Annotated in this window: 19 protein-coding genes; 10 read left to right on the top strand and 9 right to left on the bottom strand. The window is 41.2% G+C overall.

What is annotated here, in order from left to right:
* Positions 1–731: 731 nt before the first annotated feature.
* From glgB to Q0064_RS05810, 3 genes are read right to left on the bottom strand one after another with little or no spacing between them, the layout of a single operon-like run.
* Positions 732–2,639 carry a 1,4-alpha-glucan branching protein GlgB gene (gene glgB / locus Q0064_RS05800; protein ID WP_298145654.1) on the bottom strand — a complete coding sequence of 636 codons (1,908 nt, stop codon included), beginning with the start codon at positions 2,637–2,639 and terminating at the stop codon, positions 732–734.
* A gap of 6 nt (positions 2,640–2,645) precedes the next feature.
* Positions 2,646–4,280: a trehalose synthase gene (locus Q0064_RS05805; RefSeq protein WP_298145657.1), complete on the bottom strand. Its 1,635-nt coding sequence runs from the start codon at positions 4,278–4,280 to the stop codon at positions 2,646–2,648.
* 2 nt (positions 4,281–4,282) lie between these two features.
* Positions 4,283–6,214 (bottom strand): alpha-1,4-glucan--maltose-1-phosphate maltosyltransferase, encoded by a 1,932-nt coding sequence (locus tag Q0064_RS05810; RefSeq protein ID WP_298145660.1) that lies wholly within the window; start codon positions 6,212–6,214, stop codon positions 4,283–4,285.
* 185 nt (positions 6,215–6,399) lie between these two features.
* Here Q0064_RS05810 and Q0064_RS05815 point away from each other — a divergent pair, with 185 nt between their 5' ends.
* Genes Q0064_RS05815 through msrB (Q0064_RS05825) form a run of 3 tightly spaced genes read left to right on the top strand, consistent with a single transcriptional unit; the run spans position 6,400 to position 8,070 of the window.
* Positions 6,400–7,158, top strand: coding sequence for an alpha/beta hydrolase (locus tag Q0064_RS05815; RefSeq protein ID WP_298145664.1), 759 nt, complete (start codon positions 6,400–6,402; stop codon positions 7,156–7,158).
* Positions 7,159–7,168: 10 nt separating this feature from the next.
* Positions 7,169–7,672, top strand: a complete 504-nt coding sequence (gene msrB, locus Q0064_RS05820) for a peptide-methionine (R)-S-oxide reductase MsrB (RefSeq protein WP_298145667.1) — start codon at positions 7,169–7,171, stop codon at positions 7,670–7,672.
* Positions 7,669–8,070 carry a peptide-methionine (R)-S-oxide reductase MsrB gene (msrB, locus tag Q0064_RS05825; RefSeq protein WP_298145670.1) on the top strand — a complete coding sequence of 134 codons (402 nt, stop codon included), beginning with the start codon at positions 7,669–7,671 and terminating at the stop codon, positions 8,068–8,070. The genes msrB (Q0064_RS05820) and msrB (Q0064_RS05825) overlap by 4 nt, the downstream gene beginning before the upstream one ends.
* Before the next feature lie 785 nt (positions 8,071–8,855).
* On the opposite strand, the gene Q0064_RS05830 is transcribed toward msrB (Q0064_RS05825), so the two are convergent.
* Both Q0064_RS05830 and Q0064_RS05835 read right to left on the bottom strand, forming a co-directional pair.
* Positions 8,856–9,896 carry a cysteine synthase family protein gene (locus Q0064_RS05830; protein WP_094485462.1) on the bottom strand — a complete coding sequence of 347 codons (1,041 nt, stop codon included), beginning with the start codon at positions 9,894–9,896 and terminating at the stop codon, positions 8,856–8,858.
* 81 nt (positions 9,897–9,977) lie between these two features.
* Complete coding sequence (locus tag Q0064_RS05835) at positions 9,978–12,029, bottom strand: S9 family peptidase (RefSeq protein ID WP_298145677.1); 2,052 nt, start codon at positions 12,027–12,029, stop codon at positions 9,978–9,980.
* 140 nt (positions 12,030–12,169) lie between these two features.
* Between Q0064_RS05835 and Q0064_RS05840 the strand changes: the two genes are divergently transcribed.
* Both Q0064_RS05840 and Q0064_RS05845 read left to right on the top strand, forming a co-directional pair.
* Positions 12,170–12,496 (top strand): YbaB/EbfC family nucleoid-associated protein, encoded by a 327-nt coding sequence (locus Q0064_RS05840; RefSeq protein ID WP_298145680.1) that lies wholly within the window; start codon positions 12,170–12,172, stop codon positions 12,494–12,496.
* A gap of 157 nt (positions 12,497–12,653) precedes the next feature.
* Positions 12,654–13,133 (top strand): hypothetical protein, encoded by a 480-nt coding sequence (locus Q0064_RS05845; protein WP_298145683.1) that lies wholly within the window; start codon positions 12,654–12,656, stop codon positions 13,131–13,133.
* 87 nt (positions 13,134–13,220) lie between these two features.
* Here Q0064_RS05845 and Q0064_RS05850 read toward each other — a convergent pair whose 3' ends face one another.
* Genes Q0064_RS05850 through Q0064_RS05860 form a run of 3 tightly spaced genes read right to left on the bottom strand, consistent with a single transcriptional unit; the run spans position 13,221 to position 14,430 of the window.
* Positions 13,221–13,478, bottom strand: coding sequence for a hypothetical protein (locus Q0064_RS05850; protein WP_094485458.1), 258 nt, complete (start codon positions 13,476–13,478; stop codon positions 13,221–13,223).
* On the bottom strand, positions 13,475–13,792 hold the full coding sequence (locus Q0064_RS05855; protein WP_298145687.1) for a thioredoxin family protein: 318 nt from the start codon (positions 13,790–13,792) through the stop codon (positions 13,475–13,477). Before Q0064_RS05855 ends, Q0064_RS05850 begins: the two co-directional genes overlap by 4 nt.
* 2 nt (positions 13,793–13,794) lie before the next feature.
* Entirely contained in the window at positions 13,795–14,430 is a 636-nt protein-coding gene (locus Q0064_RS05860; RefSeq protein ID WP_094485456.1) for a peroxiredoxin, read from the bottom strand.
* Between the two features lie 345 nt (positions 14,431–14,775).
* Between Q0064_RS05860 and Q0064_RS05865 the strand changes: the two genes are divergently transcribed.
* From Q0064_RS05865 to Q0064_RS05880, 4 genes are read left to right on the top strand one after another with little or no spacing between them, the layout of a single operon-like run.
* Complete coding sequence (locus tag Q0064_RS05865; protein WP_298145693.1) at positions 14,776–16,440, top strand: amino acid permease; 1,665 nt, start codon at positions 14,776–14,778, stop codon at positions 16,438–16,440.
* Between the two features lie 2 nt (positions 16,441–16,442).
* The gene (locus Q0064_RS05870; protein ID WP_298145698.1) at positions 16,443–16,892 is read left to right on the top strand and encodes a hypothetical protein; all 450 of its coding nucleotides are present in this window, start codon (positions 16,443–16,445) and stop codon (positions 16,890–16,892) included.
* Complete coding sequence (locus tag Q0064_RS05875; RefSeq protein ID WP_298145701.1) at positions 16,882–18,186, top strand: MFS transporter; 1,305 nt, start codon at positions 16,882–16,884, stop codon at positions 18,184–18,186. Before Q0064_RS05870 ends, Q0064_RS05875 begins: the two co-directional genes overlap by 11 nt.
* Before the next feature lie 38 nt (positions 18,187–18,224).
* Positions 18,225–19,175, top strand: coding sequence for a DUF6252 family protein (locus tag Q0064_RS05880; protein WP_298145704.1), 951 nt, complete (start codon positions 18,225–18,227; stop codon positions 19,173–19,175).
* A gap of 10 nt (positions 19,176–19,185) precedes the next feature.
* On the opposite strand, the gene Q0064_RS05885 is transcribed toward Q0064_RS05880, so the two are convergent.
* Complete coding sequence (locus Q0064_RS05885) at positions 19,186–19,365, bottom strand: hypothetical protein (RefSeq protein ID WP_298145707.1); 180 nt, start codon at positions 19,363–19,365, stop codon at positions 19,186–19,188.
* A 129-nt stretch (positions 19,366–19,494) separates the two neighbouring features.
* Here Q0064_RS05885 and lon point away from each other — a divergent pair, with 129 nt between their 5' ends.
* Entirely contained in the window at positions 19,495–21,954 is a 2,460-nt protein-coding gene (lon, locus tag Q0064_RS05890) for an endopeptidase La (RefSeq protein ID WP_298145710.1), read from the top strand.
* The last annotated feature ends 141 nt before the right edge of the window (positions 21,955–22,095 follow it).

A 22,095-nucleotide genomic window follows, 5' to 3' on the forward strand; every position in this document is an offset into this window, starting at 1 on the left:
AATCCTGATACTAAAAAAGCGTCTTTGCGAACTTTGCGTAAATCTTCGCGTTCTTTGCGGTTAAGCATTCAACAAGCTTGCGGACCGATGGAGTACAATGTTCCACGAAGTTTTTCACAATGGACACCATGTTTGCCTTCGACCCGCTCACGTACCAGCTTTTTAACCGCACAGAATACACTGAACCTCACAGAATTTTGCGCAATATGCTACCGTTGAGGAAAACACAGAACGTGTCAAGCCACCAAAAAACCGTACCATCCTTCGACAAGCTCAGGCACCAACGAATTGTGGCTTCAGGTGAGCAAAACGAAACGTGCAGTGGTGAACTCAACGAAGTCTTAATACTAAAAAAGTCTTTGCACTCAGCCTTCGACAGGCTCAGGCTCCGACGATAAGTGGATTAGGGCGGAATAATGAAACATAAAGTTGCGAAATCAGCTATTCGGATTGAAGCTTGAATAGGTTTTCCAACGAACGAACGTCGGATGGCGAATCTCAATTCTGGGCACAGTTTGTTTTGCGTTAGGGATAGCAGCAGAAATGAAGGTGCGCCGTGGGCAGTTTTTGCAGCGGTGAAGCGGCGACCCAAGAAGCCGATTTACAGCTTGAAAAAACGCCCAAACGGCACACTTGAATTGCCGCGAATAGCCCGACGGCGCCGGAGGCACGACCCGCCGGGACGCCCAAAAACTCATTAACGTGAATTCGATGTTTATGTCGACCGTAGCTTATTTACTTATTTTAAAAACGGCGACTCCCAAGGGTGGTAAGTTTACCGAAGCCGACTGTGCGCGACCGTCCCAAGCTTGATCGTCGATTTTTATGGCTTTGTCGTTTACTACGCCGCTGCCGCCATACGCCAACTGATCGGAATTAAAAAGCTCCTTTAGCTTTCCTTTCGCGGGAACGCCAATGCGGTAACCAGGGCGGACTACAGGAGTCATGTTGCAGACAATCACCAAATCATCCTTAGCATTTTCGCCTTTACGGATGTACGACAAAACCGCATTTTGATGATCGGAATAGTTTATCCACTCAAATCCTTCGGGGCTAAACTGCTTTTCGTGCAGTGCTGGCTCCGACTTGTAGAGTTTATTTAGTGCCGTAATGGTAGCTTTTATGCCGCTGTGGTAGCCAAATTGAAGCAAATGCCAGTCTAAACTTCCTTCGAAATTCCACTCGGAACTTTGTCCGAACTCGGCGCCCATAAACAATAATTTTGTTCCCGGATGCGTAAACATATAGCCGTACAACAAGCGCAAATTGGCAAATCGCTGCCACTCGTCGCCAACCATACGACCTAAAATGGAGTGCTTTCCGTACACCACTTCGTCGTGCGAAAGCGGCAACATAAAGTTCTCTGAAAACGCATACGTCATGGAAAACGTAAGATCGTTCTGATGGTATTTTCGATACACGGTTTCCTTTTTGAAATACTGCAGAGTGTCGTGCATCCAGCCCATCATCCACTTCATACCAAAGCCGAGACCGCCGGCAAAAGTAGGGCGACTCACCATTGGAAACGACGTACTTTCTTCGGCTATTGTTTGAACTCCGTCGAAATTCGAGTATACGGCTTCGTTAAAATCTTTCAAAAAGCTGATGGTTTCGAGGTTTTCGCGTCCGCCATAGATGTTGGGTTCCCATTCGCCGTCTTTTCGGGAATAATCGAGATAGAGCATCGAGGCAACGGCATCCACGCGGAGTCCGTCGACATGAAACTGCTGTAACCAGAAAATGGCGTTGCTTATTAAAAACGAGCGTACTTCGTTACGTCCGTAGTTGAAAACCAAGCTTTTCCAATCGGGATGATATCCTTTTCGTCGGTCGGGATGTTCGTAAAGGTGTGATCCGTCGAAAAAACCGAGACCGTGGGCGTCGTCGGGAAAGTGTGAGGGCACCCAATCGAGTATCACACCAATACCTGCTTGGTGTAATTTATCAACTAAAAGTGCAAATTGGTCTGGATTTCCGAATCGCGACGTCGGCGCGAAATAGCCTACTAATTGATAACCCCAAGACGGATCGTACGGATATTCCATAACCGGCATGAATTCGACATGCGTAAATCCGGTTTCGAGCACGTATTCTACAAGCTGATCGCCTAATTCTTCGTAATTCAGGAATTTTCTGCCATCTCCAGGTCGGCGCCACGAGCCCAAATGCACTTCGTACACTGAAAACGGCTGGTTAAGTTGGTTGACTTTTGCGCGTTTTTTCATCCAGGCATCGTCTTTCCACTTGTAATTGTGTTTCCAAATTATGGATGCTGTACTGGGTGGCATTTCACAATAAAACGCAAACGGATCGGCTTTTTCGGTTATGAGTCCGTTATGCGACTGGATTTTGAATTTATAGCGTGTTCCGGCTTTTACGTTTGGAATGAATCCTTCCCAAATTCCTGATGAATCCCAGCGAACGAAAAGTTGATTTTCTCCTTGAACCCAATAATTGAAGTCGCCAATTACCGAAACAGTTCGTGCACTTGGTGCCCAAACGGCAAAGTAAACGCCTTCTACACCATCGACAGTTAGCGGATGTGCTCCCAATTTTTCATACAACTGAAAGTGTTTTCCGGCTTTGAATAAATCGATGTCGAAGTCTGTAAATAGGGAAAAAGCTCGTGTTTGGTTCATAGTTTTTTAGTTGTTAAAATGCATAATACTAGCAATTCCGCTAAGTGGAATCACAGCCCAACGCGGACGCGAGTTGAGTTCGTAACCCAGTTCGTAGACCGCTTTTTCGAGTATGCAGTATTTTAGAAGGAAGTCGATTTCTTTTTTATAGCCAATATTTAAGTTACCCGCTTGCGCTACTTCGGTATAGGTTTGCAAAAATACGCCCACAAAGTAGTTAAACAATACTTCTCCCGCTTGGAAAAGCTCTTCTTGCGAATACGGATATTTATCTTTGTTGTTGAAAATTGTTGCATAAATCGCATAATGAAAGGAGCGGAACATTCCGGCTACATCTTTCAACGGCGGTTGTTTTACCTTACGATCGCGAATAGTGCTTTCTGGTTCGCCTTCAAAATCAAGTAAATAGAAGTCTTCGCCGTTTACCAACACCTGACCCAAGTGGTAATCGCCGTGAATACGAATGCGTTCCGATTTCATTTTCGTCCAATCGAAATCTAAAAAGACTTTACGGATTTCCTTTTTGTTATCGAGAAACTGATTGGCCAATTCGAGCGCCAAGCCGTCGAGTTTGTGCAAATTGTTCTCTAGTATATTTAATCGGTTTTGGAACTGATATGTGAGGCGGTTTTTGAGCCAAACGGTATAATCGCCGTTGTACGTGGTAGGAGTGAAAGCGGTATCGTGGATATCGCCGCCAAGCGCGATGTGCATTTCGGCAGTTCGTGTGGCTAGTGTGTGAATGCGAAGGAAAATGGATAGCCCAGCCCAATCGATGATTTCATGAGGAACTTCGTTGATTTTCAGCCGTTTGAAAAGCTCTATCTCTGGAAGCTTTGCAGTTTTAATTTTGCGAATCGCTAAATTGGAGAAAATACGATCGCATTCATCTAGCATAAATTGCCAAGCATCACCTTGATTTGGAACTAATTCTTGCATGAGTCCTAAGGTGATGTTGCCTTCAATTAAGCCAACACTTATAGAGCCATAGTATGCAGGCGAACTCTTGAAATCCATGCGTTCGGTAAGAAAACGACTGATTTCGTAATCTGGATTTGTACTGATGTAAATGCGTCGAAAAATCTTCAGAACTAATTTGTTATTGAAGATGATCGAGGTGTTCGATTGTTCGACGCCCATAAAGCGCGACGATTCGTAGGCGGCTTCTTCTAACTTTTCGCCACGATGGAATTCAACCTTAGACGATTCTTTATCTTTACCAATTAAAATTCTATCGAACAGTAATTTACGGAAGTCTTCTTGATGTAATGCATCAACTAAAAATCCTTCCAAGCCATTCATTTTTACGGGCGCGATTATGGTGCTGGTATCCAATTCTTCGGCGGCCATAAATGAAATAGGCATGAAATAATGCTGGTAGAATGCTTCCTTAAAGTTAACCTCTAACAGTACGCCGTAGTACGTGTTCTTCTTGCTCGTTATTTTAAAGTGCTCGACTACTTCGATATACTTCAACGTGCTTGCTTTTCCGCCGTACCAACGTTTATTGATGATGTAATTTTCGAGAATATCAGACGAAAATACTTTGACAAATTCGGCATCTTCAAAAGCTGTTTTCCAGTCGGTTTTGAAAACAAACGGATTTTGATATTCTTCCAGATTGAGTTTGCTTTCGCTCATGGTTATGCGATTTTAAACAAATGAAAAGGCAATTCGGGTTTCAACTCAACAAAATTCCATTCTTTATCCCACCAATAGGTATTTCCTGTGATTTGATCGGTGAGTTGCAACGGATTACTTCCGATTTTTTCTATCGGAATGCGCACGCTGGTTTGAATCGGAAACTGATCGTTCAGGCTAACAACCATTAAAGTGCGATCAGAGAAATTGTCGTTGTACTTGATGTACGCCATTACGCTGTCGCTTCCTGTGTCGCAGAAAATAATGTTATTGGTTTGTTGTAGCGATTCGTGTGCACGACGTAGGAAGTTTAAACGCGTGATCAACATAATCAGTTTGTTTTTGTGGTTCCAATCCCAGTGATACACTTCGTATTTTTCGGAATTTAGATATTCTTCTTTGCCGGCTGCCATAGGTGTGGAGACCATATATTCGAAAACCGGACCGTAAATGCCCACGCTCGAACTCAACGTAGCAGCTAAGAAATAGCGTTGTAAATGTTTGCTTTCGTTGGCAAATTGCAGGCCAAACGGATTGATATCGGGTGTATTTGGCCAGAAATTCGGGCGGTAAAATTCCTTCTGTTCGGTTTGAGTAAGTTCTTCAACGTATTGCTGCAATTCTTGTTTGGTGTTACGCCAAGTAAAGTAGGTGTACGATTGTGTAAACCCTTGTTTTGCTAGCTCGTTCATGATTTTCGGACGCGTGAAAGCCTCTGAAAGGAACAATACATCAGGATGTTTTTTCTTAATTTCAGAAATTAACCAACCCCAGAAATAGAACGGTTTTGTATGTGGGTTATCCACGCGGAATACTTTGATGTCGCATTCTTCAATCCAAAACAGCGCTGTCGATAAAAGTTCGTTCCACAAATTCTCCCAATCGGCAGACTCGAAATAAATCGGTTGAATATCTTGATATTTCTTTGGTGGATTTTCTGCATACTGTACAGTTCCGTCCGGACGCCATTTAAACCATTCTTTATGTTCTTTTACCCACGGATGGTCGGGAGCTGCTTGCAAGGCGTAATCCATGGCTACTTCGATTCCTAGAACTTTCGCGGCTTGCACGAGCGCTTTGAAATCGTCGATAGTTCCTAAATCGGGGTGCGTGGCTTTATGACCGCCGTATTGAGAACCGATGCCCCAAGGAGAACCCACATCGCCTGGTTCGGCATTCGTTGCATTATTTTTTCCTTTACGGTTTACTTCGCCAATCGGATGAATAGGAGGGAAGTACAAAGTGTCGAATCCCATTTCGGCGACACGTGGCAGCAATCGTTCGCAATCTTTAAATGTTCCGTGTTTGCCTGGCTCTTGTGACGCTGAACGCGGAAAAAATTCGTACCAAGTACTGAACAAAGCTTTCTTACGATCAACGTAGGCTTGTAATTCGGCTGATGTATTGGCAAGGAAACGTTCGGGATATTTTTTGAAAATTGCGGTTAGTTCGGGCGACATTGCGTGTTGAATCGCTTCGTGATAGTCTTTTTCAGACTTAAAAATCTTTTCGACTTCTTTTAAATAAGCTTTTTCTTCTTTGGTAGCTTGTTTTTGAATGGCTTTCACATATTCGGCGCCTTCGAGTAACTCGGATTTTACGTGTTGCGAATCGTGAATTTTACGTTCAGTTCCGTGTTGCCAATTGAGTGCATAATCGACCCAACCTTCGATTTGATAGGTGTAGAAACCTTGTTTTTCAACTTGAAACGTAGCTTCATAGCCGTCGTTTTGTGTAGGTTTCATGCGTACTTCCGACCAATTTTTATCGGATTCGTGTTTGTATTTTAATGCAACTTCGATCAAATCGTGACCGTCGCCAAAAACATCAGCGGTTACGTGAATGTATTGCCCAACAATGCGTTTGATGGCAAATGCCCCGTTGTCGAGTTGTGGTTTTACGTTTTCAATGATAATTCGGGTTTGATTGCGCATTTTGTGTTTTTTTTATGACACGGAAATTTAGCAAAAATTCGATAATGCGGTAACTTGCGTGAAGTTTTGCGAAAAAAGCAAAGAATTTCACTAAACGTATTTTTGCATTGAAAATTCCAATAGCCATAAGGCGTTCCGCCAAATTATTAGCAGTTATTTCACCGAAATTGGCAACTCGATTTGCAGTGAAATTATTCATTAGTCCGCTCCGACACGACATTCCCAAACGAGAACTCGACTACGACCGAAAGACTACGCACCAACGTATTTATATAGATGCCATTCAAAAAGAAATCGAAGTGTACGTTTACGGAAGCGGTTCGCAAACGATTCTGATTTCGCACGGTTGGAGTGGTCGCGGTACTCAACTGTTTAAAATTGCTGAACGTTTGACAAAAATGGGTTTTCGAGTGGTAAGCTTCGATGGTCCGTCGCACGGCAGATCGACCGGGAAAACGACGCTAATGATCGAATTTATTGCGAGTATTTTGCAGTTGCAGAAAGAATTCGGTGGTTTTTACGCTGCCGTTGGGCATTCTTTGGGCGGTATGTCGATTTTAAACGCGGCCGTTCGCGGTTTGGAAGTGGAAAAATTGGTAACGATTGGTGCTGGAGACGTTATTTACGACATCATATTGGATTTTGTGAAGCAGCTCGGACTCGACGAAAGTTACGCAAAGCGTATGCAAAATTATTTTGAAAAGAAATACCAGATGAAGATGCACGATTTATCGGCTTCGGTAGCAGCGGCTGAAGTAAAAAAGCCAACGCTGATTGTGCACGATAAGCAAGACGATGATGTTTCGGTAACTTGTGCATACGCTGTTGCAGAAAAGTTAGAAAACGGAACCTTGCTAATTACCGAGCGTTTGGGACATCGCAAGATTTTAGGTGATACCGACGTTATCAACCAAATAGCCGATTTTTTACGTATAGATAACTAAAAGATTTTTTATGAAAAGATTCATTTTAATGTTTGTTTTGCTGTTTCAACTGACCGCCTGCAACGGACAAAATAAAACAGCTGTAAAAGAAGAGCCAGCAGTTGACGCAAAGTCTGAATTGCCAAAAACCGACGCTGAATGGCAGAAAGTACTGACTCCTGAACAATACGAGGTTTTACGCGAGAAAGGCACCGAGCGCCCGTTTACTGGCGTGTATGTTGATCATTTTGAAAAAGGACATTACGCTTGTGCGGCATGCGGAAATGTCTTGTTTACATCGGATTCGAAGTTTAAAAGCGATTGCGGATGGCCTTCGTTTGATCAAGCGATTAAAGGCAGTGTGAAATACACACAAGACACTAGTTTCGGAATGGTGCGCACTGAAGTTACCTGTGCGAAGTGCGACGGACATTTGGGACACGTTTTCGACGACGGACCGACCGACACAACAGGTAAACGTTTTTGCACAAATTCGATTTCTATAACATTTGTACCTGAAAAAAAACAGCGATGAGTTATCCAATAAATAAAACCGAACAAGAATGGCTCGCCGAATTGGGCCCCGAGCGCTACAAAATTTTAAGAGGAAAAGGAACGGAGTTTCCGCACAGTGGCAAGTACAATTTGCATTTTGAATCGGGAACGTATGTTTGCGGAGCTTGTAAAACGCCTTTGTTTGAAAGCGCATCGAAGTTTAACGCGCATTGCGGCTGGCCGTCGTTTGATGCGTCGATTCCAGGTAAGGTGGCTTATGTGGAGGATCGTTCGCATGGCATGATACGCACGGAAATTCTTTGTGCGAGTTGTGGTTCGCATTTAGGACACGTTTTTGATGACGGCCCGACTGAAACAGGAACGCGTTATTGTGTGAATTCGTTGAGTGTTGATTTTATGGGTGAGGACATTCGTTAGCGGCTTATAAAGCAAACATTTTTTAACCCATGTTTTCGATTTCTTAAAGTACCCAGCCAATGAAGAGCTTTACAATGAGGTACGTAGCAATCGTTAACAGATAGCAAATAATCGTAAACTTAGATAATCCGGCAAACAGCTCCTTTTTGGAGTAACACAGCCATGCGCATAGAAAAAAACAAGGCGACTTTATCAGAGTATAGACGAAAAACGTCTCGATATCATTTAAAAATTTTAAGCATGTAAGATTCAAGACTAGATTACTAATAAAAAAAATATACGGACTAGTTAAGATTAGAATGCCAAACAGTTGGCTGTAGTTTCTTATGAATCGCAAGAGGTATAAGGAAACCAGCGTTAAAAGTATTTCAATAAATACTTCAAATCCTAGTCGATACCACGTTATCGTAATCAATTCTTGGTTTTCGGAAAACGTAAAAAAATCTCTAAAATATAAGCGACCGAAAAAAATTGAAACCAATCGAAAAACCACAAGAAATACGACGCTAAAAAGCGTAACAAAAAATCCCTTAACGTAATGCATTTAGAATTTAAAAATTAAAGCCAAAACTAGCGAGTTAAGAAAAAAGATAATTTGAAACGGGCGGATTAAATTTTACCTGAAACTTCGATTGTTTACCATCTTACTTGCTTAACTGCGGATAAACAACTTAATGATATTGCGGTTCTCGAGACAATTTTAGTCAAGATTCAAAACTAATCTAAGCAACTTTATCATCAAAAAAAAGCCACATAGTTGTGACTTTGAAATTTTTGGTAGAAAGTTACTTTATAAATTCTATCTTCTGAACTTCTTCGGCATTTACGCTATCGAAGAAACCTTGATCGCTCATCCATTCGTCGCTGAACACTTTGCTCATGTAACGCGATCCGTGATCTGGGAAAATTACAACTACGTTACTGTTTTCGTTGAATTCGCCTTCTTCGGCGTATTGTTTAACGGCTTGCATCACGGCTCCGCTGGTATAGCCAACAAACAAACCTTCTTGCTTGGCGATTTCGCGGGTCATGTGTGCACTTTCCTCATCGGTTACTTTCATGAAATGATCGATAGAATCGAAATCAGTTGCCGTTGGGATTAAGTTTTTACCAAGACCTTCGATGCGGTACGGATAAATTTCGTTTGGATCTAGTTCTTTCGTTTCGTGGTATTTTTTCAGTACCGAGCCAAAAGCGTCGACACCTAAAATGCGGATATTTGGGTTCTTTTCCTTCAAGAATTTAGCAGCTCCGGAGATGGTTCCGCCGGTTCCGCTACAAGCAACGAGATGCGTAATTTTACCGCTGGTTTGTTCCCAGATTTCAGGGCCAGTAGATTTATAATGCGCGTCGATGTTGAGTTGATTGAAGTACTGATTGATATAAATACTTCCTTTAGTTTCTTGGTGTAGGCGTTTAGCGACGTTATAGTATGAGCGCTCGTCGTCGGCAGATACGTGTGCGGGGCAAACGTAAACTTTGGCACCGAGGCTTCGCAACATATCGATTTTATCGCGAGACGATTTTGAGGAAACGGCTAGTATACAGTTATACCCTTTGATGATGGAAACCATCGCCAAACTAAAGCCTGTATTTCCCGAGGTAGTTTCAATTATCGTATCACCTGGCGAAAGTATTCCTTGTCGTTCGGCTTCCTCGATAATATAAAGGGCGATGCGATCTTTGGTAGAATGACCGGGGTTAAAAGCTTCGACCTTTGCGTAAAAATTACCTGTAAAAGACTTTGTTAATTTATTCAGCTTAATAAGTGGGGTGTTTCCTATTAAACTCAATACGTTATCGTAAGCTTTTATGTCTTCTTTCATAAATTATAATTCAAAATAACCGGAAATCATGTCAAAAAACCAGTCTTGAAAACATCTGCAAATGTAGCAAAATTATTTATCCTAATTTCTTATTCCTTCTAAATCTAACAAAAATGCGAATTCTCGAGCAACCTCTTTAAGTGCTTCGTATCTTCCAGAGGCTCCACCGTGTCCTGCATCCATGTTGGTGTAAAAGTATAACTTGTTTTGATTGGTTTTCAATTTTCTTAATTTGGCAACCCATTTCGCTGGTTCAAAGTACTGAACTTGCGAATCGTGAAGTCCAGTTGTAATCAACATATTTGGGTATGCCTTTGCAGAAACATTGTCGTACGGCGAGTACGATTTCATGTAATCGTAATACTTCTTTTTATTCGGATTTCCCCATTCGTCGTATTCTCCTGTTGTCAATGGAATCGAGTCGTCTAGCATGGTTGTTACCACGTCAACAAAAGGAACTTGTGCGATTACTCCGTTATACAATTCCCCAGCCATATTCACGATTGCTCCCATGAGTAATCCGCCGGCGCTACCACCTTCGGCATAGAGGTGTTGTGGTGAAGTATATTTTTGCGTTATCAAAAAATTACTACACGCGATAAAATCGGTAAAAGTATTTTTCTTCTTGAGTAACTTTCCGTTTTCGTACCATTCTCTACCTAAATCTTCGCCTCCACGGATGTGCGCAATGGCGTAGATAAATCCGCGATCGAGTAAACTGAGTCGAACCGTTGAAAAATACGGATCTAGCGTGACGCCATACGAGCCGTACGCGTATAGTAAAGTAGGGTTGGAGCCGTCTTTTTTCAGATTTTTAGCGTAAACCATCGAAATAGGTACCTGAGTTCCGTCGGTTGCGGTAGCCCAAACACGTTCTTCGATGTAGTTGTTTTTATCGAACTTTCCGCCTTGCACTTCTTGCTCTTTGAGCACGTTACTTTGTTTTGTTTCCATGTTAAATTCGATTACTGAAGGCGGTGTAAGCATCGATTGATAACTGTAGCGCAGTAACGGCGTGTCGAAATCGATGTTTGTTGTCGTGTATGCCGAATAAGTTTCCGATTTGAATGGTAGATAATAATCGGCTTTTTTTGTCAGTCCTAAAACACGAATTTGTGTTAATCCGTTCGAGCGTTCCGAAATTACCAAGAAGTCTTTAAATACATCGATGCCTTCGAGAAGCACATTATTTCGGTGTGCAATAAATTCTTTCCAATAATATGATCCGGTCTCATCTACCGAACACATCATCAGTTTAAAGTTGGTTGCTTTATCTTTATTGGTAAGAATATAAAAAATATTGTTATAATGTGAAATCGAGTATTCGACACCTCGTTTGCGTTTCTGGAAGATTTTGAATTTTCCATCTGGATTATCTGCGCGAAGCAAACGATACTCGGTAGTTAAGGTGCTGGAAGAAATGATGTAAATGAACTCTTTAGACTTTGATTTTTCGATACTTACATCGAAAGTTTCGTCTTTTTCTTCGTAAATAAGTGCAGCAGAATCGGTTTGACTTCCGCGCACGTATTTCCAAATTTTATCTGAACGTAAAGTAACGCTGTCTTTTGTCGTGTAGAATAATGTCTTAGAATCGGCTGCCCAGACGACTTCCGGATTTACGTTTTTGATTTCGTCGGGTAAAATTTCTCCCGTTTCTAAATTTTTGATTCGGAGTGTGTATATACGTCGGCCAACCACATCTAAACAAAAAGCCGCGTATTTATTGTCGGGTGAAATACTTACGCCGGATAACGAAAAGTACGAGTAACCTTCGGCCATTTGATTACAGTCGAACAGAATTTCTTCAGCGGCAGTTAACGATTCCTTTTTACGAGCATAAATCGGATAGTTCTTTCCTTTTTCAGTGCGCGTAATGTAGTAGTAGCCGTTAAATTTGTAAGGAACCGACTGGTCGTCTTCTTTGATGCGCGATTTCATTTCTTCGAAAAGACGTGCTTGGAAGTCTTTTGTGTGCGCTGTTTCATTTTCGAAGTACGCGTTTTCTTTATTTAAATAATCGATTACTTCTGGATTTTCTCGGTCGTTTAACCAATAGTACGGGTCGATTCGGACGTCGTTGTGTTTTTCTAAAGTAAATGGAATTTCTTTAGCTACAGGCGGTTGACTCATTTTTATGGGTTTGTTTTCTTGTGCAAAATTGGATGTAAAACAGCTTATCAAAAATAAGCAGCTGATTGAAAGTTCTTGTTGCATAGTGTGCGATTAAGACTGCTGCAATTTAGTACATTTGCCCTTTAAAATTAACGATTATGTTTGGCGATTTAATGGGAATGATGGGTAAATTGAAAGAAACCCAAGATAGAATGGAAAAGGCGAAAGCCGATTTAAAATTGTTCGAAGTTTCGGAGGTTGCTGCCGATGGTGCTTTACAAGTAGTAGTTACTGGCAACGGATTGATTAAAAATATTTCTATTTCAGAAGATCTTTTAGCAGACAAAGAAATTGTAGAAGATTTGCTGGTAGTTACTTTAAACAAGGCACTTGCTGTGGCGAAAGCCCACGAATCTAAAGTATTGGAAGAAGTTGCGAAAGTAGATATGCCGATGATACCAGGAATGGACCAGCTGTTTAAATAAAAAACACAGTCGCAATTTAAAATTAATGAAGTTTGCCGTATTTTATCCGAAACCAGGTTTTCGATGGACAAACAATAAAGTTGTTTTTTTAGGCTCAGTTGTAGTTTTACCCTTGTTTGCTAATTCGCAAGACTGGGGATATTACTGGCGTTAAATCATGACTTTTGTGATTGTAATTTGGTTTTTTTTGGGTTTATACGTTCTGGTAATGTCGTTTTTCGAAGTCGAGAAGCTCAAAGGTATTTTATCGGGGTTTATAATTTTTGAAAATGATTTTATTGAAGTTGAAGAAGAACGATATGAACTGGAATCCATAAAGCGAATAGAGTTACAGGTCAGCGATTATTATGGAAAATTAATGAATAATGATCGACATATTCTTAATCCTAAACTTTCAACAGGCACGGCAAATACGCTAAAATTAGTTTTTCATTCGGGTGATTTTCTTAAGAGAAATTTTGAAATCATCGCGCAATACGACATGTATCCAATTAAATACACCTTGATTCATTATTATTTGTTGAAAAAAATATCTTTCACCGATTTAGCTCTGGCACTTGAAGATACGAGCGACTACGACCAGCAAGAACTTCGCAAAGAAATTGAGCGCGTGAGTCGATTACAAAACAAAACGTAAGAAATTATGTTCGCGCTCAAAACAAAAAAGCCCCGAACGAATTCGAGGCATTTCTGAAAAAAAATCTAAAATCTAAAAACTCCAAAATTATTTATCGATCGAGCCGAGTACTCGACTCATGAAGCTATTTAAAGCTTCTTTGCGATCAACGCCAGATTTAACCAAAGCATCTACTTCTAAAGCGCCGTACATATTGGAAATCAGTTCTCCAATTACATCGAGTTCTTCGTCTTTTAAACTCGGAACTTCTGTTAGGTTCTCCAAAACTTCGATTGCTTCTACGACGTAATCGCGATCGTTATCTTCAATAAATTGTGTCAGGTGTTTTATGACGGGTAGTTTCATGAGGCAACCGAAATTTCATTAACTAAGTTCGTCAATCCTTCTACTTTATTGGTTTGAATCTGATCAACCAATTTGCCATCTACGAAAGTGGCAAAAGTGGGTAAATTAGAAACGTTTGCTAGTTTTCGGCTTTCGGGAAACTTCTCGGCATCCACGATCGCAAAAACTTTGTCGGTGTGCTGTTCCGACATCACTTTGAACTTCGGTTTCATGATGCGACAGTTTCCGCACCAGCTCGCCGAGTATTGCACAACGACTTTCGAATTCTGTGCAACTAGTTCGGATAAATTATCTGCTGTTAATTCTACTAACATGATTAGTGACTTAAATATGACGCAACGCCTTCACGAGTCGCGTGCATCGCTTCTTTGCCTTCTTCCCAGTTTGCCGGACAAACTTCTCCGAATTTTTGAACGTGTGCGTAAGCGTCTATTAAACGTAAATACTCTTTTACATTTCTTCCTACAGGCATATCGTTAACCGATTCGTGGAATACTTTTCCAGTTTCGTCGATCAAGTAAGTTGCACGGAACGTTACGTTTGAACCTTCGATGATTACTGAATCAACTTCTTCGTTGTATTCGCTAGATTCGATATCGAGTATACCTAAAATGCTTGACAAGTTGCGCGCAGTGTCGGCCAAAATTGGATAAGTAACTCCTTCGATACCGCCGTTTTCTTTCGATGTATTCAACCACGCAAAGTGAACTTCGTTGGTATCGCAAGACGCACCAATTACAGTAGTGTTGCGCGACTCAAATTCTTGCAAAGCAGCTTGAAATGCATGTAATTCAGTAGGACATACAAATGTAAAATCCTTTGGATACCAGAATAACAATACTTTCTTGTTGTTGTTTACCGCTTCTTCGAAAACGTTGATCTTCATGTTATCACCCATGAAAGAGATCGCATCAACTGCTAAACTTGGAAATTTTTTACCTACTAATGACATATAAATGATGGTTTAATTTTCTATGGCAAAAGTACGGCGTTTATTGCTTTTCAATATAGATGTTTATGATATAAAATTATGTAGCTATAAGGTTTAGCTATAAACTAAAAAGAAACGATTTCGCTAGCTACCGAACAATTTAAAAATAAATACTTTATGAATGAAACACGATTTTTGGGTAAAACGTGCACAGATTTCAACGCTTTAAAGTGAGGTAGTTGAGAATACAAATAGCTATTTAAATCACATAATCAATTGGTTACAGGCTTAACGCGGACTTCCAAAAATTATCTGACAAACAGAGGTATTTAGCTATATTTGTTTTCTAACCGTAAACCAAAATCGATGTCTTTTAAGTCTTTATTTCGAAAGAAACCGCTCGCAGCAGCACAAGATAATACCGACGATTCGCACCACAGCGGCTTAAATCGTGTTTTAACTGTTAAAGACTTAACCTTCTTCGGAATCGCGGCCATTATAGGCGGTGGAACCTTTAGTGCCATTGGAAATGCGTGCTTTAGCGGTGGCCCGGGTGTTGTTTTGCTGTACGTTATTTGCGCTATTGCGTGTGGCTTTACAGCGATGTGCTACGCGGAATTTGCAAGTCGAGTTCCCGTGTCTGGATCGGCATATACTTACGCGTACGTATCTTTTGGAGAACTTTTCGCGTGGATTATCGGCTGGGCTTTACTGATGGAATATTCCATTGGTAATATTTATATCGCATTTTCGTGGAGCGGATACTTCACTAATTTATTGAGTAGTTTCGGACTTCATATTCCGGAATACTTAACCATAAATTACCATGCCGCACATTTAGCGTTCACCGAAAATAAGGTAGGTGAGGGGCTTACCGCATGGAACACCGCTCCCATTATTGGTGGCTTGCGCATCATTTTCGATTTACCGGCTGTAGTCATCAATGTTATTATTACGGCTTTGGTATATATTGGTACTAAAGAATCCAAGAACTTCAGCAATTTGATGGTATACATTAAGTTGGCCATAATTGTTTTGGTAATTATCGTAGGCGCCTGGTATATCGACATCGACAATTGGACACCTTTTATGCCTAACGGTTTTGGTGGCGTTATGGCTGGCGTTTCGGCAGTTTTCTTTGCTTATATCGGTTTTGATGCCGTTTCGACTTTAGCTGAAGAAAGTAAAAATCCGCAACGCGATTTACCACGAGGTATGATTTATTCGCTGGTGGCATGCACCATTATTTATATCATTTTAGCATTGGTTATTACTGGGATGGTAAGCTACACTCAACTAGGTGTGAGCGATCCACTCGCGGAAATTTTTGCACTCAAAGGCGTTAAATGGATGTTATTTATCGTTTCAATTGCCGCTGTAGTAGCGATGACTAGCGTAATGCTTGTATTCCAAATGGGGCAACCGCGCATTTGGATGACCATGTCGCGCGATGGCTTAATGCCGAAAAAATTTGCCGAAGTACATCCCAAACATAAAACACCAGGATTTGCGACCTTAATTACTGGTTTGGTGGTAGGAGTGCCGATTTTCTTTACCGACGAGAATTTTGTACTCGATTTTACTAGTATCGGAACTTTGTTTGCTTTCGTACTTGTGTGCGGCGGCGTGTTAATGCTTTCGCCACAAAGCAAAGAAGAACTCGAAGCACGTGCCGGAAAATTCAAAATTCCATACATCAACTCCAAGTATATTTACCCGATTTTTATGATCGCCGTACTAATCGGTTTACAACTGCTGCTTCCCGATTTTTACGCCGATACGTTTAATCTAGCAGAAGCAGCCGATACGAAAATTCCGATGGTAGTTTTCTTGTTATTTACGGTTGTTATGATGCCTATTGCCTTCACTAAAAATTTATCGTTAATTCCACTATTGGGCTTACTTTCATGTTGTTACCTGCTTACGGGTATGTCGGCAACAAATTGGACCTGGTTTGGAATTTGGTTGTTAATCGGATTGGTGATTTATTTCCTTTACGGTTACAGAAAAAGCAACTTGTCAAAATCGTAGGTATGATTTATACATATACAAAACCTAAGCACGGCATTACAAACGTACTAGCAATTTTATTGTTCGTTAACTTTTTTCTGCGCTTAAGCGAAGGTTTTAGTTGGAGATCCATTCTGTATATTGCAATTGCCGGGGTATTACTTACTACCGAAGGTGTTCAACTCGATGTGGCTAAAAAGCGCTATCGCAAAACCATTGCCATTTCAAACTTTCATTTCGGAAAGTGGCATACGCTAGTAAACGTAGAAAAAGTGATTATCGAATCAGCTAAAAATATGGCAAATCGCAGTGAACATAAAATTAACGATTTGTTAGTGCAAGTATCTTTCGACAATCAAATTATACGAGTATATTCCACAGAAAATCACAGCTATGCGCACAATACTGCGACCGAAATTTCGACCGCGCTAAACGTAAGTATAGATGATAAAACCATTGAAAATGTCATTTGAAAAAGGTTCGAAATCAGTTCTTAATGCTTGGGCGTTTTACGATTGGGCAAATTCTGTTTATTCGCTAGTTATCACTTCTTCCATCTTTCCTTTGTTTTATGGTGCGTTGTTCCGACTTGCGCATAAAGATGGGATTGAAATAGGCGGACAAGTAGTCAAATCCGAGTCGGTTATCTCTTACGTTACCGCGATAGGATTTCTCATTGTAGCGCTCATTTCTCCCATTTTGTCGGGTATTGCCGATTATCTCGGAAATAAAAAGTTCTTCCTAAAATTGTTTTGTTTTATCGGTTCAGTTTCGTGTATGTTGCTCTATTTTTTTTCGCTTGAACACGTTTACTTGGGACTGTTTACGTACATGTTGGCACTTGTTGGCTTTTGGGGTAGTTTAGTTTTTTACAACTCGTATTTACCCGACATAGCGCTCGAATCGCAGCAGGATAAAATCAGTGCAAAAGGATATTCTTTAGGTTATATAGGCAGCGTTATCTTATTGTTGCTCAACTTGTTTATGGTTTTAAAGTACGATATTTTTGGCTTTGAAAACGAATTGGCCGCCATGCGTGTATCGTTTTTATTGGTTGGTTTTTGGTGGTTGGGCTTCGCACAAATTTCATATCGAAAATTACCAGACTTTTCCAATGATAAAAAGCTTATCAAATCGGTTGTTTTTTCAGGTTTTAAAGAGCTTCGAAAAGTGTGGCAACAATTGCAAACTCAACACAAACTCAAAAAGTATTTGCTTGCTTTCTTTGTCTATTCTATGGGTGTTCAAACGGTTATGATTGCTGCGGCCTATTTCGGAGAAAAGGAAATCGATTGGGGATCAGACAGCAAGCGTACATTCGGTTTAATCACTACAATTCTTCTCATTCAATTAATTGCAGTTGTCGGAGCGGTCCTCACTGCACGTGCTTCCAAAAAATTCGGAAATATACCCACGCTTATCGGCATAAACGTTTTTTGGCTGATACTTTGCAGCGCCGTTTATTTCGTGAAAACACCAAACGAGTTTTATATCGTTGCCGCTTTCGTTGGTTTGGTTATGGGCGGAATCCAATCCCTGTCGCGCTCCACCTATTCTAAATTGCTTCCTCAAACCGAAGATACTACGTCCTACTTTAGCTTCTACGACGTAGCCGAAAAAATAGGTATTGTAATCGGTATGTTTATGTACGGTTTTGTTACTGATCAAACCGGTCGCGTACAAAACGCAATCTTATTTTTAATTGTCTTTTTCCTCATCGGTATCGTAATTTTAACATTCGCAAACCGAGAAAAAAGAACAATTTAATTCCTTAATATTGCGTTATTATTTTATAGCATAATTTTATGAAAAAGCTTTTGCTTATCACCTTCGCTCTCGTAGCCCTACTCGGATGTGAAACTGAACCTATTGATCCCGCAATTCTCGATAATCTAACGCAACAGTCGTTCCAAGTAAACGTTGATGGCGAGCTATTCAAATCCAGCGATGCTACCGCGGTCATCTCAAACGGTCAGATAGCAATTTTCGCAGGTTCTGATACCTCCGATGCTACTATTTCCATCAATATTTCATCTACTCAAACAGGCTCGTTTTCTAGCGAAGTTTTCGCCACATACGCACCAACAAACGATGTCGCATTTGTCTTCACTAATCTAGAGCAAACACCAAACGGACCCGAAATAAACGGTGTTTTCAAAATTCTAAGCATCAATCAAAACACCCAGATGATTAGCGGAACTTTCGAATTTATTGCTCACTCAAACGATGTCGACAATCCGGGCGACGAGTTCCAACCTAAATCGCTAACTTCTGGAGTTTTCAATATTCCATACACAACCGGCGATACTGGGCCAAACAGCGGAACCTTTTCTGCAAAATTAGATGGATCGCTTTTTACGGCTTCAAGCGTCATTGCTACCTTAGAAAACGGCTTATCATCCACCGTGCCTAAGCGTTTGCGCATCATTGGCATGGGCGATAACAAATCAATGGCATTAGATTTCGATGACAACGCAAGTTCATTTACCTTCCCAATATCGGGCATCGAAGCTTCTATCTTGTACACACCATTAATCACGAGCCCCAGCGGAGTTTTCAGTAGTATAAATCCATTTAATCCTTCGGCTGTTGTGGGAAATATTACAATTTCCTCCCACGATGTTGTTGCAAATAAAATTTCGGGTACGTTCCAAATTAAACTCTTTAAAATGGATCTTACCGGAGCCATAGTTGGTTCCATGGACGTAACCGAAGGTGTCTTCAACAACGTCACTTACATCGATAATACCGATTAATTTTTGGCAGCTATTCCGGCTTTACGCTACAAAGCCGCAGCAAAAACGCTTGTTTTGCCCCGTGCAGCAGCAGGCTTCCTTCGGTCGCCACTGCCTTCGGCAAAACAGGCGTTTTGGCTTTACGGGTTTTTCGCTTCAATCCGGGCTGGGCAGTCGTTTCCAAAAAATCGTCGTAAATTGGCACAATCATTGCCCTTTTCGCAATGAAAACATCGATAGATATTCGATAGTTAACACTAAATCAATATTATAAGCCTCCGATTGTTTCTTGCGAATTTTCGTTCCTTAACAATCGCTGACAAAATGACGTTATTTTTATATGCCAAATCACAAAATCTTAAGTATTGACAATTTGTCACTGAGCGATCTCGATTCGCAATCCGAATTGATTCCGCTGCTTTCTCCCGAAGATGAAGAAGAAATGTCCAGAGAAGTACTTCCGGCCGAAGTTCCTATTCTTCCTTTGCGAAACACCGTATTGTTTCCCGGCGTAGTTATTCCTATTACCGCCGGACGCGATAAATCCATAAAACTCATTAACGACGCAAATGCTAACGGAAAAGTCATAGGTGTTGTTAGTCAAATTAACGAAGACGACGACGATCCGGCACCGGCCGACATCCATAAAATTGGAACTGTAGCCCGAATTTTGCGTGTTCTACGTATGCCCGACGGTAACGTAACTGTAATCCTGCAAGGAAAAAAGCGCTTTGAAATCGACGCCATTACGCAGGATAATCCGTACATGATGGCTACCATCAAAGAATATCCGGAAACCAAACCCAAAAAAGGCGATAAAGAATTTTCGGCTTTAATCGATTCGTTGCGGGAATTAGCTACGCAAATCATACTCGAAAGTCCAAGCATTCCAACCGAAGCTACTTTCGCCATAAAAAATATCGAATCGCAATCGTTCTTGGTCAATTTCATTTCGTCAAACATGAACCTGACCGTTAAAGAAAAGCAACAACTTTTGGTTATAAACGACCTAAAAGAACGCGCTTTCGAAACGCTGCGCTTTCTAAATCTCGAGTACCAACGTCTCGAACTTCGAAACGATATTCAAAGCAAAGTGCGTTCCGACATGGATCAGCAACAGCGCGAGTACTTTCTGCATCAGCAACTCAAAACCATACAGGAAGAATTGGGCGGAGGCGCACACGACAAGGAAATCGAAGAAATGCGCAACAAAGCCCGCGAGAAAAAGTGGGACGAAAAAACGGCTGTGCACTTCGAAAAAGAGCTTAACCGCTTGCAACGCATGAATCCGCAATCACCCGATTTCGGTATTCAACGAAACTATCTCGAATTACTAATCGAATTGCCTTGGAACGAATTTTCTCAAGATAAATTCGACCTACACGCGGCGCAGAAAATTCTCGATAAAGAACACTTTGGATTAGAGGACGTTAAAAAGCGCGTCATCGAACATCTCGCAGTATTGAAATTGCGTAACGATATGAAATCGCCGATACTGTGTTTAACCGGACCTCCAGGTGTGGGAAAAACCTCGATCGGAAAGTCGATTGCACAGGCCTTAGGTAGGCAATATGTGCGCATTTCGTTAGGTGGTTTGCGCGACGAGGCCGAAATTCGCGGTCATCGAAAAACGTACATTGGCGCAATGCCTGGTCGGATCATTCAAAGTTTGAAAAAGGCGGGAACATCCAACCCCGTATTTGTGCTCGATGAAATCGATAAATTATCGAATAGCCACCAAGGCGACCCATCGTCGGCTTTACTCGAAGTACTCGATCCGGAACAAAACAGTGAGTTTTACGACAATTTTGTTGAATTGGGTTACGACCTATCGAAAGTCATGTTCATTGCCACATCCAACACCTTACAAACCATACAACCCGCCTTGCGCGATCGTATGGAAATCATCAAGATGTCGGGTTACACGATCGAAGAAAAAATCGAAATCGCGAAACGGCATTTGTTTCCAAAACAGTTGGCGGCACACGGATTGACAAGTAAGCAACTCACGATTGGCAAAAAGCAAATCGAAAAAATTGTAGAAGGCTACACTCGCGAATCGGGTGTTCGTGGCTTGGAAAATAAGATTGCACAGGTAATTCGTTCTGCGGCAAAATCAATTGCTATGGAAGAGCCGTACAATCAAAAAATTACCGACGAAGACATCGTAAAAGCGCTCGGAGCACCGCGTTTAGAGCGTAGCAAAGCGGAGGATAACGATACCGCAGGTGTGGTAACGGGCTTGGCGTGGACCAGCGTTGGCGGCGATATTCTCTTCATTGAATCGTTAGTAACGAAAGGAAATGGAAAATTAACGATGACAGGAAATTTGGGCTCGGTGATGAAAGAATCGGCAACAATTGCCTTGGAGTTCATTAAATCGAACGCGCAAATTTTGGGAATCAATCCGGAAGTATTGTCTCAAAATAACATTCATATACACGTCCCAGAAGGCGCTACACCCAAAGACGGACCAAGTGCAGGTATTGCCATGCTAACGTCGATGGTTTCGGTATTTACACAACAAAAAGTGATGAAAAGCCTGGCAATGACTGGCGAAATAACACTTCGTGGAAAAGTGTTGCCTGTGGGAGGTATTAAAGAAAAAATCTTAGCAGCCAAGCGAGCAAACATTAAAGACATTATTCTTTGTATCGATAACAAGCAAGATGTGGATGAGATCAATCAGACGTATTTGGCGGGACTGAATTTTCACTACGTAAAAGAAATGCACGAAGTCGTAGCCTTGGCCGTAACCGACAAAAAAGTAAAGAATCCTAAAAATCTGATTTATAGCTAGTCGGTTAGTAGAAAGATAATGCTGTTCTAAAGAATTCGATTCGATGTTGCACAGAATTTGTTGGTAGCTATGTTTATAGATTTGTCGCGGAGCTTCACGCAAAAATAATATCTTCGCAACTTCGTTATACTACGGATAGTT

Origin of the sequence: Flavobacterium sp., from assembly GCF_027490375.1 — a bacterium.
Classification (GTDB): domain Bacteria; phylum Bacteroidota; class Bacteroidia; order Flavobacteriales; family Flavobacteriaceae; genus Flavobacterium.